The organism is Aurantiacibacter aquimixticola (assembly GCF_003605475.1).
GTDB lineage: Bacteria > Pseudomonadota > Alphaproteobacteria > Sphingomonadales > Sphingomonadaceae > Alteraurantiacibacter > Alteraurantiacibacter aquimixticola_B.
On the sequence record NZ_RAHX01000001.1, the window covers coordinates 720,939 to 736,887 of the forward strand.

Below are 15,949 nucleotides of genomic sequence, written 5' to 3' on the forward strand. Positions count from 1 at the left end.
ATCAGTCCCCCGCCAGAATGCGGTCGACCAATTGCTTCACCGTCGGCGTGAAATTGTTCGAGTAGAACGGGTCGGTCTTGAAGCGATACGCCGCGTGGCCGGCAAAGGCGAGGTTCTGGTCCACCGGGCCGCCATGGGCGATGTCCTGCAATGTCTTCTGAATGCAGAAGCTGCGCGGGTCGGCAAGGCGGCCGGTCGTGTAGTCGTCATGGTCCTTCCAGGACGAAAATGCGCAATGCGACAGGCATCCCATGCAATCGGCCTGGTCCTTGCGGATTTCGTCACGCTTGTCTGGCGTGACGAAAACGACCGTGCTGTCCGGCGTCTTGAGCGCAACGGTGTGGCCCTCCTCGGTCCATTTGTGCGCTTTCTGGCGATCTTCCGGGGTGACCCAGAAATTCTTGCCCTTTACGCCCACATCGAGTTGCGCGCTGTGCTCGCCCTCCTCGGACTTGGTGAAAGCGATCTGTCGTTCTGAGCGATAGATGAGGTCGTACAGGAACGGGTTCTTCACCGCGCTGGAATAAAAGCCGGTGGGGCTGAACTTGTGCAGCAGCACGTCGCCCTCTTCCAGCGTGCGCAGCATGTCCTTCCATTCCTGCGGGATCGGGCTCTCTTCGGTCAGCAGCGGCCGCGTGCCGTACTGAAATGCGATCTGGCCGAGCTCGGGATTGTCGATCCAGTTTTCCCATTCGCGCAGATACCAGACCCCGCCCGCCATGATTATCGGCACGTCCTCGGCAACGCCTTCCTTGCGCATCGTATCGCGCAAGGCTGCCACGCGCGGATAGGGATCTTCCGGCTTTTTCGGGTCTTCGGCATTTGACAGCCCGTTATGCCCGCCCGCCAGCCATGGGTCTTCGTAGACCACCGCGGCCATCAATTCGGACACTTTGTGGTAGCTACGCTTCCACAGGGCGCGAAAAGCGCGGGCAGAGCTGATGATGGGCAGATAATTGACCTGATATCGCGCCGCGATTTCGGCCAGCTTGTAGGGCATCCCCGCCCCGCAGGTCACGCCGGTCACGAGACCCCTGGTTCGCTCCAGCACCCCTTCGAGCACTTGCTGCGCGCCGCCCATTTCCCACAGCACGTTGATGTTGATCGCACCGTTGCCGCCGGCGATGTCGTGCGCCTTCTGGACCTGCGCCGTGGCGCCGTCGATCGCATACTGGATCAGCTGCTCGTGCCGCTCCTTGCGGGTCAGCGCGTCGTATACCTGAGGGACGATCTTGCCCTCGGCATCGTAGCTGTCGGCGTTCACCGCGCTGACCGTACCGATACCGCCCGCCGCCGCCCACGCGCCGGAGCTGGCGTGGTTGGTCGCCGAAACGCCCTTCCCGCCTTCGATCAGCGGCCACACTTCATTGCCGCCATACATGATGGGTTTAAGACCCTTGAATGCCATTTGCGCCCTCTGCGATGCCGTCATCGGTGACGGTCAATTCGTTGTAATCCTCGCCCGGCTGCACGCAGGGCTCTATATCGCGAGGCTCGGGACGTTCGCCCGCCACCTCGAATTGTGCATAATATCCAGCGATTTGCGGCTTGCGCACGAATTCCACGAGGCGATAGCCCACCCGCTCGAATTCGCAAAACAGCAAATTGGGATCGATGCCGTGCTGGTCCGCCGGGCGATCGACATCGACGACGATCACCTGCCCGCCTTCGCGAAGCGCCGGGCGCATGCGCCAGATAAACGCATAGGGTTCGGTAATCTCGTGATACATATGGACCATGAAGATCCGGTCGAAGCTGTTTTCCGGCAGATCGGGATCGTCGACATCGCCTTTGGTGACAAAGACATTGTCGAGCCGTTCTCGCTCGACCCGGCTGCCCAAGCGGCGCAGCGCGCCATCATCGATGTCCTGCGCCAGCACGCGCCCCTCGGCGCCGACCCGCTCGGCCAGGCGAACCGTGTAATAGCCTTCGCCCGCGCCGATATCGGCAACGGTCATCCCCTCGGTGATCGCGGCCTGATCCATCACCGTCTGCGCTTCGCGGCGGTCGTCGCGGATCTGCTCGGTGGAAAAGGCGTTGGAGCCGGTTTCCGAGACGGGACGATAGGGGCGCGGGAAATCGCGGCTCGTGGGCGGACGGTTGTCCTCGGCCGTATCGCATGCCGTCACCGCCAGGCAGGCAGCCAGACCGGTCAGCAGCTTAGGGAGAGAGCCTCTCTTCATCACCTCCGGCCTCTAGCGAGCAAGGTGCGTCAAGGCAAAGGCCGTTCGCGGCCTGTCCCCTTGTCGCAGGGCAAGCGGCGGCGCATACAGTACGAAACCGGGGAGAGAGCCATGAAGATCGCCGCCTATTCTATTGGGCTTGCCGCCATTTGCATGGGCATGCCGGCAGCCGCGCAGGATGCTACCATTTCGTGGGACGAATGGGGGGTGCCGCATATCGCGGCTGAGAGCCACGTGGATGCCGCCTATGCGCAAGGCTGGGCACAGGCACGCGGACGTCCCGATCAATTGGTGGAGCTGCTGGTGCAGGCGCGCGGCACCGCAGCAAGCCTGTGGGGACCGGATTACGTTCAGAACGACACCATCATCTGGACCAGCGGCCTGCCTGCCGCACTTCCGGGCTTGATGGCCGCGCTGGAGCCGGAAGAACGCGCGCGTATCGACGCTTACGTTGACGGCATCAATGCGTTTTTCAGCGCCTACCCGCAGGCTTTGACCGAGAGCCGCAAACGCGGTCTGCCGATCACCGCCGAGGACGTGGTCGCCCACTCACAATCCACGCTTTACCTGACTTTCGTCGCCGGGCGTGAATTATTCAGGGCGTCGCGGTTGCAGCAGGCGGATGTCGGGGAGCGGGGATCGAACGGCTGGGCCATCGCTCCTTCTCGCTCCGCCAGCGGCAATTCCCTCCTGCTGATGAATCCGCATCTGCCGTGGGACGGCGTCTTCACCTGGTTTGAAACGCATGTGATGGCCGAGAATACGAACATCTACGGCGTTGCTCTGCTCGGCCAGCCGCAGGCGACGATTTTGTTCAACCACGATTTGGGCTGGACGCACACGGTCAATACGCTGGACAATGCCGACACCTATGCCGTGGAACTGACGCCTGGCGGCGGGTATATTTTCGATGGGGCCGAGCGTGCCTTCAATGTAACATCGCATACTCTAGACATAGCCATGCCCGACGGCTCGATGGCGGAGCGCGCGATACCGATCCTACGGACCGTTCACGGGCCGGTCGTCGCCCGATCCGGCACGCAGGCGTTCGCCCTGCGCATCGCAGGCTTCGGAGATCCGGATTATGCGAACACCTTCGCGCAATATTCCGCGATGGCCGAGGCGAACAATCGCACGACGTTCGAAGCCGCCCTTGCCCGCCTGCAGAATCCGATGTTCAACACGATTTATGCGGATGGCTCGGGCGACATTCTTTACGTGTCGGGCGGCCTGCACCCAGTCAGGGAAAAAGGCGATGCGGCCTTCTGGAGCGGCGTGATCGACGGCGGTGACGCCAGCACCTTGTGGACCGGCTACCACCCCTATGAAAGCCTTCTGCGCATCGCAGATCCCGCTTCCGGCTTTGTCCAGAATTCCAACGAACCGGGTTTTACCGCAACCTATCCCATCGCCCTCGATCCCGCCGACTACCCGGCGGATTTCGTACAGCCCAGCATGCAGGCGAGGCCGCAGCATGGCCTTCAGATGCTGCTGGCCGACCAGTCGATCACCTTTCAGGAGATGGTCGATTACGCTCATGACACCAGGCTGACGCTGGCGGACAATATTCTCGACGACTTGCTGGCCGCCGCTCGCGTCGACGGGCGGCCAGAGGCATTGCGCGCCGCAGATGTGCTGGCCGCGTGGGATCGATCGACCAATGCAGAGAGTCGCGGTGCCGCGCTTTTCACCTTGTGGGCCGCATCATTCTTGCAATCGGGCGATTTCGCTTACGAAGAGCGCTGGAATATCGCCGAGCCGCAAAGGTGGAGCAATGGGCTCTCCGATGCGGCGGCGATTGCTGCCGTCGATCAGCTCGTCGCGACCGTCGAACGCGCCGACGCAGCGAATATTCCGCTGGACCTGCCTTGGGGGACGGTCGCGCGGGTGCCCGATGGCGAAGGCGGTACCCTGCGGTCCGATCTCGGGCTTGGCCAGCTCGGCGCCTTCCGCACCGGGAATTTCAATTTCCGCAGCGATGCGCTGGTGCCGGACTTCAATGGCGGCACCGGATGGCTCGCCGTCGTCGAATTTGATGACACGCCTCGCGCAAAGGCGCTTCTGCCTTACGGCAATTTCGAGAATCGGCCGGAAGCGATCGTCAACCAGCTTCCTCTTTTTTCGGAGGGTGAGCTGCGAGAGGTATACTTCACACCGGACGCCGTCCGCGCCGCCGCCGTCTACGCGGAAACATTGGAGCGGGACTAAGCCCTACTCGACGTCCTCGACATCGACCTTCTCGCCGGTCACGCGCTGGGCGAGCGCGGCAGCGATGAAATCGTCGAGATCGCCGTCGAGGACATCGTCCGGCGTGGGCGACTGCACGCCGGTGCGCAGGTCCTTCACCATCTGATATGGCTGGAGGACATAGCTGCGGATCTGGTGACCCCACCCGATTTCGGTCTTCTCCGCATATTCCCCGGCAGCCGCCGCCTCACGCTCCTGCATCTCGCGCTCGAAAAGCCGCGCTTTCAGCATGTTCATCGCGGTCGCGCGGTTTTTGTGCTGGCTGCGATCGTTTTGGCTGGCGACCACAATGCCTGTCGGTTGATGGGTGATACGGACGGCGGAATCGGTTGTGTTAACGTGCTGCCCGCCCGCACCGGACGCGCGATAGGTATCGACTTTCAAGTCCGAGGGATCAATCTCGATATCGATCTCGTCGTCGATCACGGGATAGACCCAAACACTGGAAAAGCTTGTGTGTCGCCGCGCCGAGGAGTCGTAGGGGCTGATGCGGACGAGGCGGTGTACGCCGCTTTCGGTCTTTGCATAACCATAGGCGTTCTCGCCCTTTATCAGGAGGGTAGCCGACTTAATCCCCGCCTGCTCGCCTGCCGCATATTCGACGGTCTCGACTTTGAAACCGCGGCGTTCGGCCCAGCGCACATACATGCGCATGAGCATTTCGGCCCAGTCCTGGCTCTCGGTTCCGCCCGCGCCCGCATTGATCTGGAGATAGGTGTCGTTCCCGTCGGCCTCACCGCCGAGAAGAGCCTGCACCTTGTCGCGGTCCGCCCGGATGGCGAGTTTTTCCAGACTGGACAGCCCTTCGCCGACCACGTCGTCGTCACCTTCGGCATCGCCCAATTCGACGAATTCGACCGCGTCGGACATTTCGGAGGAGATTTCGTTCACGGTCTCCACCGCATCCTTAAGCTGTTTGTGCTCGCGGCTGATCGCCTGCGCCTGCTTCGGGTCATTCCACAGGTCCGGGTCTTGCACACGCGCTTCTAGCTCGTCGAGGCGGCGCAGCGCATGCTCCCAATCGAGCGATTTCTTGACCAGCGCCAGCGCGGCCTGGATACGGTCGATATGGGCCTGCCCTTCGGCACGCATGCTGCTTCTCCAGACAATTGAAGGGCGCGACTAGCCGAGCGCGCGGGTCAGCGAAAGCCCCGTCATCGCGTAGCCAGTCGAGCCGGTCAGTAGATGCCGCCCTGTTCTTCGGCGAAATCTTCCGGCTCGGTTTCCTCCGCCTGGCTTCGGCGGCTGGAGACGGCGGGTCCGCGTTCGCGGCGGCGGAGCTGGGCCAGAATGACTTCGCGCATGGCGTCGATCTCGTCCTGGCGCTGGCTGCGGCGCGGTTCGGTATCGGGCTTGAACGCTTCCCAGATCACCGCGGCGGTGGGCTCGCCCGTGGGCCAGCCATCGAACACGCGGCGGCCGGTGCGGCGATCGATGCGGACCATGCGCACGCCATCGGGCGCGATGAATGGCCTGCCGCTGAAGCGGTCCTTCACCTGCTCGGCAAAGCTCTTGAAAATGGGTGCGGCGGTGTTCCCGCCCTGGATATAACCGCCCATATTGCGCGGCTGATCGAAGCCGAGATACGTGCCCGCCACGATGTCGGGCGATCCGCCGACGAACCATGCATTGGTTGGCCCGGTGCTCGTCCCGGTCTTGCCGAACAGCGGAATATCGAGATCGCGCAGACGGGTTGCGGTTCCACGCTGAACCACGCCTTCGAGCATGTGAACGGTCTGGAACGCGGTGCGCGCATCCATCACCTGCCGCCCGGTGCGCCCGAAACGCGGCATCGCGCCGCCATCGTACTCATCCATGTTGCAGCCGGTGCATTCACGCTCGTCCGCCCGCCAGATGACCTTGCCATCGCGATCCTGGACGTAGTCGATGACCGTCGGTTCGTTGAGCCGTCCGTGATTGACGAGCATGGCATAGGCCGCCGTCATCCGCTCGACCGTAGTGTCGCCCGCACCAAGCGCGAAGGCGGGATAGGGCTGATAATCAACACCTTCGGGTTCCAGGCCGGCATTCTCGAACGTGTCGATGACCTGCTCCATGCCGGAATCCATCGCGATATGGACCGTCATCAGATTCTTCGACTGCTCGAGCCCGTAACGCATAGGATATTCGCCGCCACCCCGGCTGCCGCCGAAATTGGTGAAGCATTTCTCGCCCAGATTACCGCCTTGATAATAGCAGTACTGCTTGTCCGGAACCATCGTCGCCGGGGTCATCCCGTTGTCGAGGCCGGTTGCGTAAACGAAGGGCTTCACCGTCGAACCGGGTTGGCGATTGGCCTGTGTTGCGCGGTTGAATGCGCCGAGGCGGCTGTCGAACCCGCCCTGCATGGCGAGGATGCGCCCGCTATCGGGCTGCATGGCAAGGAAGCCGCCGGACACTTCGGGCACGGTGCGCACGCGCCAGCCATTGCCGCTGGGCGAGGCGGCGATGACATGGCCGACCGCAAGATCATTGGGCACATTGGACAGCGGCGCTTCTTCTCCGCTGGTGAAGCCGATCGTCGCCGAGCCGCCATCGCGCTGCGTCACGACGCCGACGCGCCAGTCCTCGTAATTGATCGAAAGATACGAACTGCGCAATTGCGCAATCAGGTCGCCATTGTCCGGATTGATCGTCGCGATCGGGCCACTCCAGCCGCGATTGCCCTGGTAGCGAAGCATCGCACCGCGCAGGGCATCGCGCGCGGCATCCTGCATTTCCGTATCGAGCGAGGTCCGCACCCACAGGCCACCGGCATAGACGCTGTTTCGACCGTCTTCGCTTTCCTCGCCGAAAAGACCGATCAATTGGCGGCGCACTTCCTCGAGGAAATAGCCCGCATCGGCGCTGCGCTGCTGGCGTTGCCCCTGCACGATGCCGAGCGGCTGCGCCTGCGCCGCGTTCATCTGCGCCTGTGTGATATATCCATTGTCCTCCATCTGGCGGAGAACGAGATTGCGACGCTCCCGCGCGATATCGAAATTGCGTTCGCGGCTATATTCCTCGGGCGCGCGCGGCAGGATGGCGAGATACGCCATCTCGTGCAGTTCCAGATCGTCCACGTCCTTGTCGAAATAGGCGAGCGAAGCGGCCTGCACGCCGAAGCTGCGGCGACCGAGCGGAATTTCGTTTAAATAAAGGGTGATGATCTCCTCTTTCTCCAGCACGCCTTCGATGCGCGTGGCGAGGATCATTTCCTTCAGCTTGCGAGTGACGGAATATTCGTTGCCGACAAGGATGTTCTTGGCGACCTGCTGGGTGATGGTGGATCCGCCCACCGCACGCTCGCCCGAACCCAGCTTCGACATGTAATCGAACACGGCATTGGTGAAGCCACCCACATCGATGCCGTTATGGCTCCAGAACGTCTCGTCCTCGGCCGAAACATAGGCGTTGAGCAATTGCTCCGGCATGTCGCGGAATTGCAGCTCGACCCGGCGCTCACGCTCGTAACGGTGCACGATCTCACCATCGATGCCGCGCACGACGCTGGGCAGGTTGGGCTCATAATCGAGCAGCTTTTCGGCATCGGGCAGATCGTGTGCGAGCCAGAACCAGCCGATGATCGCCAGCAGCAAGCCGCCGCCCAACGCATAGAACAACACGCGGAACCAGCGCCGCGTCTCCCAGGCATGGCGCACATTGGTCCATGCGCCGCTTCCCCCGCGCGAAATGCGCCGGGTAAAGCCATTGCCGCTATCGGCCTCAGCGGAAATATTGTCACTCATGGCAGGGGCTCTAGCATGGGCATCGAAGATGAGGCCACAATGAATGCGCGCGTTTCATCGCGAAATTTTGCCTTCGATCAGGCGCCGGCCTGGCGGGCGAAATATATGCGGATCGCGCGCGCCATCACCTCGGCGAAACGCTCCTGCTCTTCAGGGGACGCAAGCGCGCGCGCTTCTTCCGGATTGGAGATGAAGCCCGCCTCGTAAAGCACGGCAGGAACGTCCGGTGCGCGCAGCACGGCAAGCGCGGCGGAGCGGCGCGGTTCGGGATGGAAACGCAGCGCGCCCTCGCCTTCCCGCTCGATCAGGCTCGCAAACTCCGCGCTGCGTTCCGAAGTGCGGCGCTGCGACAGCTCGACCAGGATCGCGTTCACCGCGGCATTGTTGGTGGAAAGATCCACGCCGTTGACAATGTCTGCATCGTTCTCTCGCTGCGCAAAGCGCGCCGCCGCTTCGGAGGATGCAGTTTCGGACAGGGTATAGATGCTCGCGCCTTCCACGCCTTCCTTGTCGCCAGCGGAGTCGGCGTGGATCGACACGAACAGATCTGCTCCCAAAGCGCGGGCGATTTCGGCACGCTCTTCGAGTACGATCAGCCGATCCTCGTCCCGCGTCATGGCAACGCGAACGCCGCCCTCCTCCAGCAATTCGTCGCGCAGGGCGCGCGCAAGGGCGAGAACGATCGTCTTTTCGCGATACCGCGCACCCACCGCCCCGGGATCGGGCCCGCCATGGCCGGGATCGATTACCACCAGCGGGCGGGACGCATCCTGCGGCCCCTCGATCGTTGGCAGGTCGAGCGCGGCTTCGGTTTCCGGCAGCAGGATCGTGAGCACGTAGTTGCGCCCGAGAACCGGCACCGGCACGCTTTTACCCCAGACATACAGCCCGCCCACCAGCAAAAGCGGCAGCAGGAAAAGCAGTCCTATCTGGATGCGGTGAGACACGGCGGTGTATCGAAACCCCTCTGCCCTGTTGCGTTTTCGCCTCGGACCTAGCGCCTATTGCGGGGTTGATGCCAAGGGATTTTTACCAAAGCGCGCAACAAGGTTGCCGAGACTATCCCCGGATGCTAGCCGTTTGCGCGCTGGCGAAGCCATCTTTTCAGATGCGCTTTTTCAGCCTTACGGGGCGGCACTCGCCGATGCCCGACACAGATTACAGGTTGATGCCGCAATGCAAAGCAAGAGCAACACTGCCACAACGCACCCGCAAGGGCGCGTGGCGGGTGTCGCTCCCATGCCGCAGCTACAGATGCTGCGCCTTCGCATAGCGGTAGACACGTTTCGCAAGCCCGCCCGCCACCGCTTTTCCAAGCGACATGGCAGCGGCGCGATCTTTTCCCCTCGGCACATCAGCGCCGGGGTTCACACATATCGGCAGACACGGCGTATCGGCGCGGCTTCAACCGGCCTGACCGCTTCGCATGTTTCTGCCCGGAGACAATTCAATGGCAACGCGCATGCTTATCGATGCGCGCCACACCGAAGAAACGCGTGTGGCGGTGCTCAAGGGAAACCGGATTGAGGAATTCGATTTCGAATCTGCCGAACACAAGCAGATCAAGGGCAATATCTATCTAGCCAAGGTTACGAGGGTCGAACCCTCCCTGCAGGCGGCTTTCGTCGACTTCGGCGGCAATCGTCACGGCTTCCTTGCCTTCAGTGAAATCCACCCGGATTACTACCAGATCCCGGCAGACGATCGCGCTCAGCTGCTCGCCGAAGAGGCCGCAGCCGCGGAAGAAGAGGCGCAGCTTCGCGCTGCCGAGGACGATGAAGAGGATGCCACCACATCCCCCGAGGAAGAGGCGGTCGATGAAGACGACGCCGTTCTCGAAGAAATAGATACGTCCGAAAAGGACGACGTTGCCACCATCGAGGAAGGCCATCTCGACGACGCGGACAGCGACGACGAGGATGACGACGACGAAAGCGACGACGGCGATAGGGAAGACGACAAGCCGAAGGGCCGCGGTCGTGGACGTCGGCAGGGTCGCGGTCGTGGCGGCAAGGGTCAGCAAGGTCGTAAGAGTGGCCGCGGCAGCCGTGCCAAGGAAATCGACGAAGCGCGCGCCAAGCGCCAGGCGCTTCGCCGTCGCTACAAGATCCAGGACGTTATCCAGCGCCGGCAGGTGCTGCTCGTCCAGGTCGTGAAGGAAGAGCGCGGCAATAAGGGTGCCGCCCTCACCACCTATCTCAGCCTTGCGGGCCGCTATTGTGTGCTGATGCCCAACTCCAGCCATGGCGGCGGCATTTCGCGCAAGATCAACAGCGGTTCCGATCGCAAACGTCTGAAGCAGATCGTAAGCGATCTTTCGCTGCCCAAAAGCATGGGCCTGATCGTGCGCACGGCCGGCCTTTCCCGCACCAAGACCGAGATCAAGCGCGATTTCGATTACCTCGCGCGGCTGTGGGACGAAATTCGCGAGCGTACGCTGGGATCGAGCGCGCCGAGCATGATCCATTCGGATTCTGACCTCCTCAAACGCGCCATTCGCGACATCTACAATCGCGAAATCGAGGAGGTGCTGGTCGAGGGTGAGGACGGCTACAAGGCCGCCAAGTCTTTCATGAAGCTTCTCATGCCCAGCCATGCGCGGCGGGTGAAGCATTACAGCGATCCCGTGCCGCTCTTCCAGCGCTACGGCGCGGAGGACGAACTGAAGGCGATGTACGAGCCTGTGGTGCAGTTGAAATCGGGAGGGTACCTCGTCATCAACCCGACCGAGGCGCTGGTGTCGATCGACATCAACTCGGGCCGCTCCACAAAGGAGCATGGGATCGAGGCGACCGCGCTCCACACCAATCTGGAAGCGGCCAAGGAAATCGCCCGTCAGCTGCGCCTGCGCGATATGGCTGGGCTGGTCGTGATCGACTTCATCGACATGGACCGGACGGGGAATGCCCGGAAGGTCGAGCGTGCCATGAAGGATGCGCTCAAGAACGATCGCGCGCGCATTCAGGTTGGCCGCATTTCGGGTTTCGGCCTGATGGAAATGAGCCGACAGCGCCTGCGCACCGGCGTTCTGGAAGCCACGACGCGCGAATGCCCGCATTGCGACGGCACCGGCCTTGTCCGCACGGCCAGCAGCGCCGGGCTTTCCGCCCTGCGCCTGATCGAAGACGAGGCGGCCAAGGGCAAGGGCTCGGTCATCACGCTCTATGCTTCCACGGAAGCTGCGGTCTACCTGCTCAACACCAAGCGCGCCGACCTCGCCGAGATCGAACAGCGTTACGGCGTCTCGGTCGCGGTAGAGCCGGAAGGCGAGGACGAAGGCGCGAAGATGCGCGTCGCTTCGTCCGGCCCGAAGCCTGCCAATGCACCGAAATTCGAAACCATCGTCGATGACGAGGAAGAGGACGAGGACGATACGTCGCCGGAAGACTCTGCCGAGGACGCCGATGATGATGGCGCGCCGAGGAAGAAGCGTCGGCGTCGCCGTCGCGGTGGCCGCGGCCGTAACAAGAGCCGCCAGCAGGATGATGGCGACAGCTCCGAAGAGCAGCCCTCCGATGAGGAAAGCTCCGATGACGATAGCGAAGAAGACGAAAAGCCGAAGAAGCGGCGCAGCCGTGGCGGCCGCGGCCGATCGCGCAAGGCCGACGACCAGGCGGATGACGTAAAGGCAGACGAGCCCGAGGCAGCGCCTGAAGCGGACGCGGAGGCCGAAGAAAAGCCGAAACCGAAGCGTACGCGTCGCAAGAGGGCCGATGCCGAAAACGCCGAAGACGCCAAGGCCGAGGAAAAGCCGAAGCCCAAGCGCCAGTCTCGTCGCAAGAAAGCGGACGAAGCGCCCGCCGAGGAGAAGGCCGAAGCCGAGGCCGAAGAAAAGCCCAAGCCGAAGCGCACGCGCAAGAAAGCGGTGGCCAAGGATGACAGCGCCGGTGGCGACAAGCCGGTCCTCGCCGAGGTGCTCGAAGGCGATCCGACACCGCAGGCCAAGGAAAAGCCCGCCGCCAACGATGCAAACGGGGATGCCGAAGCGAAGTCCGAAGACGGCGCACCCAAGCGCGGCGGTTGGTGGCAGCGCACATTCGGCCAGTGACGGATCGGGCCATGTCCGAAACCCCAGTTACCGTGATCCTGCTCGCCGCGCAGCGCACCGGGGTGGTCAATCCTCTCGCCGAGCGTGCCGGCGTCAGCCACAAGGCGCTGGTGCCGATCTGCGAGCGTCCGCTGATCGCGCATGTCATGGAAATCCTCACCACCCTGCCCGCCATCGAGGCAATCAGGGTGGTGCTGGAGCCTGACGGGCAGGAGGCTGTGGCCCCGGTTCTCGAGGAGTTTCGGGACCGGGGCGTGCCGATCGAGCTGGTGGACTCGGACAAGAACATCGTCGAAAGCGTGATCCACGCAACCAAGGGCGAGGACCGCGCCTTCATCGTCACGACGGCGGACAATGTCCTGCTGACGCACGAAGGCTTCGAACAGGCGCGCGCGACGCTTGCGACAAGTGACGGGATCATCAGCCTGACGACGCGCGAACGCGTTTGGGCCGTGCATCGCCAGGGGCAGCGCGGTTTTTACGATTTCAAGGATGCCGGCTATGCCAGCTGCAATTTGTTCGGTCTGAACGGTCGCAAGAGCCTGGCTGCGGCGGAAGTGTTCCGCGAAGGCGGGCAATTCATGTCCAACAAGGGCCGCATGATCCGCGCTTTCGGCCTGTGGAACATCATTCTGATGGCGACAAGGCGTATCACTCTGCGCGAGGGCATGGAGCGTCTGAGCAAACGCTTCGGCCTCGAGCTGAAGCCGGTCGTCTTCGAGGACGGCGCGCTGGCGGTGGATGTCGATAATGCCCGCACATACGCGGTCGCCGAATGGGTGCTGGGCCGGCGGCTCGGCATGGATATCGCAAAGCCGGTCATCGTGCCCGACGCATGAGGATTGCGCCCAGCTTGGCCCGGTCCTAAGCGCGCGAAACAGATAGCCGCAAGAGGCCCGCTCATGACAACCACCATACAGCCCCTGCGAATTCCCGATGAGGCCAAGGAGCGTGTGCGCACGCTCTTCATGGCCAAGCACGCGCTATGGGGCGGCGGGATGCATCCGGAAGACGGCAATCATGCGATCTACCACCACGAGGTGCGCACCAGCCTCGAAAATCTCGGCCTGAACCTCGAATTTGCCAACAGCTACGATGTGCTGTTCCAGCGGCCGGAAACTATCGATTTCGTGTTTCCGCTGCTCAATCGCGGCGGTTTCGTGAACAGCGAAATGCTGATCCCGATCCTGTGCAACATGCACCGCATCCCGTATCTCGGCGCGATGCCGTTCCTGCGCGGGCTCGGAGACGACAAATCGGTTTCGAAGCTTGCCTGCGTCCATGCCGGCGTGCCGACAGCGCCGTGGTTCTGTTATCGCCGCGGCGGTCCCGTCCAGGAAGCGGACCTGCCGCCCTCTCCCGACGGTCGCTGGGTCATCAAACCCAATGCGTCCTCCGCCAGCTGGGGGATATCGGACGCGCATGACTGGAACGGCGTCGCCAACGCCATCGCCAATATTCACGGCCAGGGCCACGACGCGATCGTCGAGCCCTATCTGGACGGATACGACGTGCAGTGCGCCTTCATCACGCTCGACAACACACCTACGGCGCTCCCCATGCTTTGGTATGAGCGCGAAAACACGCAGAAATTGTGGACCTATTACGAAAAGCGCGACCTCGTCCCCAATACCGAGAAAGCCGCACTAAAGCGGTTCGACGATGCGGACCTTGCCGCCAAGGTCGAGGAAATGGCACGCAAGGTCGCGCGCGAATTCGTACCCTTCGATTACGGCCGCATCGAATTTCGCGTGGACCTCAAGACCGGCGACATCAGTTTCATCGAGATCAATCTCAACTGCAATCTGTGGAGCGAGAAGGTAATGGCAAAGGCCGCGGCGGAGGCCGGGTTCAGCCATGCCGACCTGCTGGAAACGCTGCTGGCGGAATGCTGGGCGCGGCACGGTCTCATCGCGGGACGGTAAACTCCTTAAAATTCGGACGAAAGCCTATTGCCAGCGCCGTAATTTGCGTTGCCACTTCCTTCTCGGGATTGCGGGGTCGCGAGCCATTACGTCTTCGGGGAGGATGACTATGGCTCGCGGAGCTAACGGCGCGCGCAATTCGCGCTTCAGACAAGAGGAATACACGCAGCAGAAGTATGGCGCGGACATGACGACCCGCACGGACGACACCACTTACGGTTTCAATTCGACCGCGGGCCGCAATGTCTTCGATTTCGATATCAACCACTATCCGGCGCTGACCATCCGGAATGCCGACGGCGAAGACACGCTGGACTTCTCCGGCTTCGGTGGTGGCAGCGTGATCGATCTGCGGGACGGCCACTTCTCGTCCGGCGGTATCGCCGCACCCGATGCCGATACGGTGAACGCCAATCGCGCCGCCTATGGCGAGCAGATCGGCGTGGACATTTCGCCTACGTCGCAGGCTTCCATCGATGCGGTTTCCGCCAGCTTCCAAAACGCGAATGCCACCAGCATCGCCAATGACTGGGGCGTTACGGGTATCGCGGCGCTCAACTACAACAACATTTCGATCGCCTACGGCGCGGATATCGAGAATGCGATCGGCACGGCCTTTGCCGATGTCATCGTCACCAGTGGGCTGAACAATACGCTGACCGGCAATGCCGGTGCGGACACGTTCGTCTTCCTGAGTGACGAAAACCGCTTCTTCGGAGAATTCGACCAGGGCGGCACCGACACGATCACCGATTTCGAAGCCCGTATCGACCGTATCGACCTCAGCAATCTCGGCATCGATGCCGACTCGCGCTTTGTGGTCGACGGCAATTTCTTCGGCGTCGATATCGATGGCGATGGCGTGGTCGATCAGGGCATCGTCTTCGAGAACCTCGATTACGTGCCTTTTGCGGATATCTTCGCGTAAGATCGCATACCGACGACGAAAGGGCCGCGCGCACTCCGGTGCGGGCGGCCTTTTTCTTAACTGCGCCCTACGGTTCGATCTTGTCGCCCTTCCAATCGAACACCTTTCCGCTGTCATCCGGCCCCAGCCCCTCGAGCACGCCGAGCAGGTGATCGGCCGCCTCGGTGCGAGCACTCAACTGGCCTTCGGGCAGGTTCTTCTGAAATGGCTGCGACAGCGTGGTGTCGACTGTTCCCGGGTGTAATCCCACCACGCTCGCCCGCTTGTGCGTGCGGGCCATCTCTATGGCAAAATTGCGGATCAGCATGTTGAGCGCCGCCTTGCTGGCGCGGTAACTGTGCCAGCCGCCGATGCGATTGTCGCCGATGCTACCGACGCGGGCGGACAAGGCAGCGAACATCGCGGGGCGATCGCGCGACAACAGGGGCAACACATGCTTGGCGATCAGCGCTGGTCCTATCGCGTTCAGCCGCAACACTGCCGCCATGACGTCACCGTCCAGATGTTTGAAGCTGCGCTCCGGCCCGGTGCCGTCCGGCAAGGTGAGCACTCCGCTTGCCACTACGACGAGATCGGGCGGATCGTCTTTCCAGGGCGCCACGGCAGCGGCGATGCTCGCTTCATCCTCCAGATCGAAGGTGAACGGCGTGATCCGCTCATGCGAGGGAACGCTGCCGCTGCGCGATCCGGCATGCACGTCTGTGCCGCGCTCCGCCAGCGCACTCGTCATAGCGCCGCCGATCCCGCCGCTTGCGCCGAATATCGCCGCTTTCGTGAATGTCATGCGCGTCTTTCCTACAGCCTGCCCGGGTCGTTAGGTCCAACGCATGACGACGCCAATCCGCCCTCTGGCCCGTATCGCGGGTGACACTTCGCCGCGCAAGAGGTCA

The 15,949-nt window shown here is 62.5% G+C and carries 11 protein-coding genes; 5 read left to right on the forward strand and 6 right to left on the reverse strand.

All coding sequences use genetic code 11. The features are described from left to right. Position 1: 1 nt before the first annotated feature. Positions 2–1,408, reverse strand: coding sequence for an NAD(P)H-dependent flavin oxidoreductase (locus D6201_RS03730; RefSeq protein WP_120047601.1), 1,407 nt, complete (start codon positions 1,406–1,408; stop codon positions 2–4). Then, positions 1,389–2,183, reverse strand: coding sequence for a class I SAM-dependent methyltransferase (locus tag D6201_RS03735; RefSeq protein ID WP_120047602.1), 795 nt, complete (start codon positions 2,181–2,183; stop codon positions 1,389–1,391). The genes D6201_RS03730 and D6201_RS03735 overlap by 20 nt, the downstream gene beginning before the upstream one ends. A gap of 111 nt (positions 2,184–2,294) precedes the next feature. On the opposite strand from D6201_RS03735, the gene D6201_RS03740 reads away from it, so the two are divergent. Further along, positions 2,295–4,391, forward strand: coding sequence for a penicillin acylase family protein (locus tag D6201_RS03740; RefSeq protein WP_120047603.1), 2,097 nt, complete (start codon positions 2,295–2,297; stop codon positions 4,389–4,391). A gap of 3 nt (positions 4,392–4,394) precedes the next feature. Here D6201_RS03740 and prfB read toward each other — a convergent pair whose 3' ends face one another. The 3 genes from prfB to D6201_RS03755 all read right to left on the reverse strand — a co-directional run bounded on the left by prfB (position 4,395) and on the right by D6201_RS03755 (position 9,105). Beyond that, a complete protein-coding gene (gene prfB / locus D6201_RS03745) occupies positions 4,395–5,522 on the reverse strand; it encodes a peptide chain release factor 2 (protein ID WP_120047604.1) in 1,128 nt (375 codons plus the stop codon). 86 nt (positions 5,523–5,608) lie between these two features. Further along, entirely contained in the window at positions 5,609–8,158 is a 2,550-nt protein-coding gene (locus D6201_RS03750) for a penicillin-binding protein 1A (protein WP_120047605.1), read from the reverse strand. A gap of 77 nt (positions 8,159–8,235) precedes the next feature. Continuing rightward, the gene (locus tag D6201_RS03755; RefSeq protein ID WP_120047606.1) at positions 8,236–9,105 is read right to left on the reverse strand and encodes an N-acetylmuramoyl-L-alanine amidase family protein; all 870 of its coding nucleotides are present in this window, start codon (positions 9,103–9,105) and stop codon (positions 8,236–8,238) included. Positions 9,106–9,608: 503 nt separating this feature from the next. Here D6201_RS03755 and D6201_RS03760 point away from each other — a divergent pair. The 4 genes from D6201_RS03760 (at position 9,609) to D6201_RS03775 (ending at position 15,059) form a co-directional block, all read left to right on the forward strand. Continuing rightward, positions 9,609–12,206 carry an Rne/Rng family ribonuclease gene (locus D6201_RS03760; RefSeq protein WP_120047607.1) on the forward strand — a complete coding sequence of 866 codons (2,598 nt, stop codon included), beginning with the start codon at positions 9,609–9,611 and terminating at the stop codon, positions 12,204–12,206. 11 nt (positions 12,207–12,217) lie between these two features. Further along, positions 12,218–13,045 (forward strand): NTP transferase domain-containing protein, encoded by an 828-nt coding sequence (locus tag D6201_RS03765; protein WP_120047608.1) that lies wholly within the window; start codon positions 12,218–12,220, stop codon positions 13,043–13,045. A 63-nt stretch (positions 13,046–13,108) separates the two neighbouring features. After that, positions 13,109–14,131 carry a D-alanine--D-alanine ligase family protein gene (locus D6201_RS03770; RefSeq protein ID WP_120047609.1) on the forward strand — a complete coding sequence of 341 codons (1,023 nt, stop codon included), beginning with the start codon at positions 13,109–13,111 and terminating at the stop codon, positions 14,129–14,131. A gap of 103 nt (positions 14,132–14,234) precedes the next feature. Next, positions 14,235–15,059 (forward strand): M10 family metallopeptidase C-terminal domain-containing protein, encoded by an 825-nt coding sequence (locus D6201_RS03775; protein WP_165853488.1) that lies wholly within the window; start codon positions 14,235–14,237, stop codon positions 15,057–15,059. Positions 15,060–15,126: 67 nt separating this feature from the next. Here D6201_RS03775 and D6201_RS03780 read toward each other — a convergent pair whose 3' ends face one another. After that, entirely contained in the window at positions 15,127–15,843 is a 717-nt protein-coding gene (locus D6201_RS03780) for an SDR family NAD(P)-dependent oxidoreductase (RefSeq protein ID WP_120047611.1), read from the reverse strand. Between the last annotated feature and the right edge of the window lie 106 nt (positions 15,844–15,949).

Bases quoted from the DNA above. Each gene is read 5' to 3' on its own strand.
- D6201_RS03730 (WP_120047601.1), bottom strand. From the start codon at position 1,408: ATGGCATTCAAGGGTCTTAAACCCATCATGTATGGCGGCAATGAAGTG.
- D6201_RS03735 (WP_120047602.1), bottom strand. From the start codon at position 2,183: ATGAAGAGAGGCTCTCTCCCTAAGCTGCTGACCGGTCTGGCTGCCTGC.
- D6201_RS03740 (WP_120047603.1), top strand. From the start codon at position 2,295: ATGAAGATCGCCGCCTATTCTATTGGGCTTGCCGCCATTTGCATGGGC.
- prfB (WP_120047604.1), bottom strand. From the start codon at position 5,522: ATGCGTGCCGAAGGGCAGGCCCATATCGACCGTATCCAGGCCGCGCTG.
- D6201_RS03750 (WP_120047605.1), bottom strand. From the start codon at position 8,158: ATGAGTGACAATATTTCCGCTGAGGCCGATAGCGGCAATGGCTTTACC.
- D6201_RS03760 (WP_120047607.1), top strand. From the start codon at position 9,609: ATGGCAACGCGCATGCTTATCGATGCGCGCCACACCGAAGAAACGCGT.
- D6201_RS03765 (WP_120047608.1), top strand. From the start codon at position 12,218: ATGTCCGAAACCCCAGTTACCGTGATCCTGCTCGCCGCGCAGCGCACC.
- D6201_RS03770 (WP_120047609.1), top strand. From the start codon at position 13,109: ATGACAACCACCATACAGCCCCTGCGAATTCCCGATGAGGCCAAGGAG.
- D6201_RS03775 (WP_165853488.1), top strand. From the start codon at position 14,235: ATGACTATGGCTCGCGGAGCTAACGGCGCGCGCAATTCGCGCTTCAGA.
- D6201_RS03780 (WP_120047611.1), bottom strand. From the start codon at position 15,843: ATGACATTCACGAAAGCGGCGATATTCGGCGCAAGCGGCGGGATCGGC.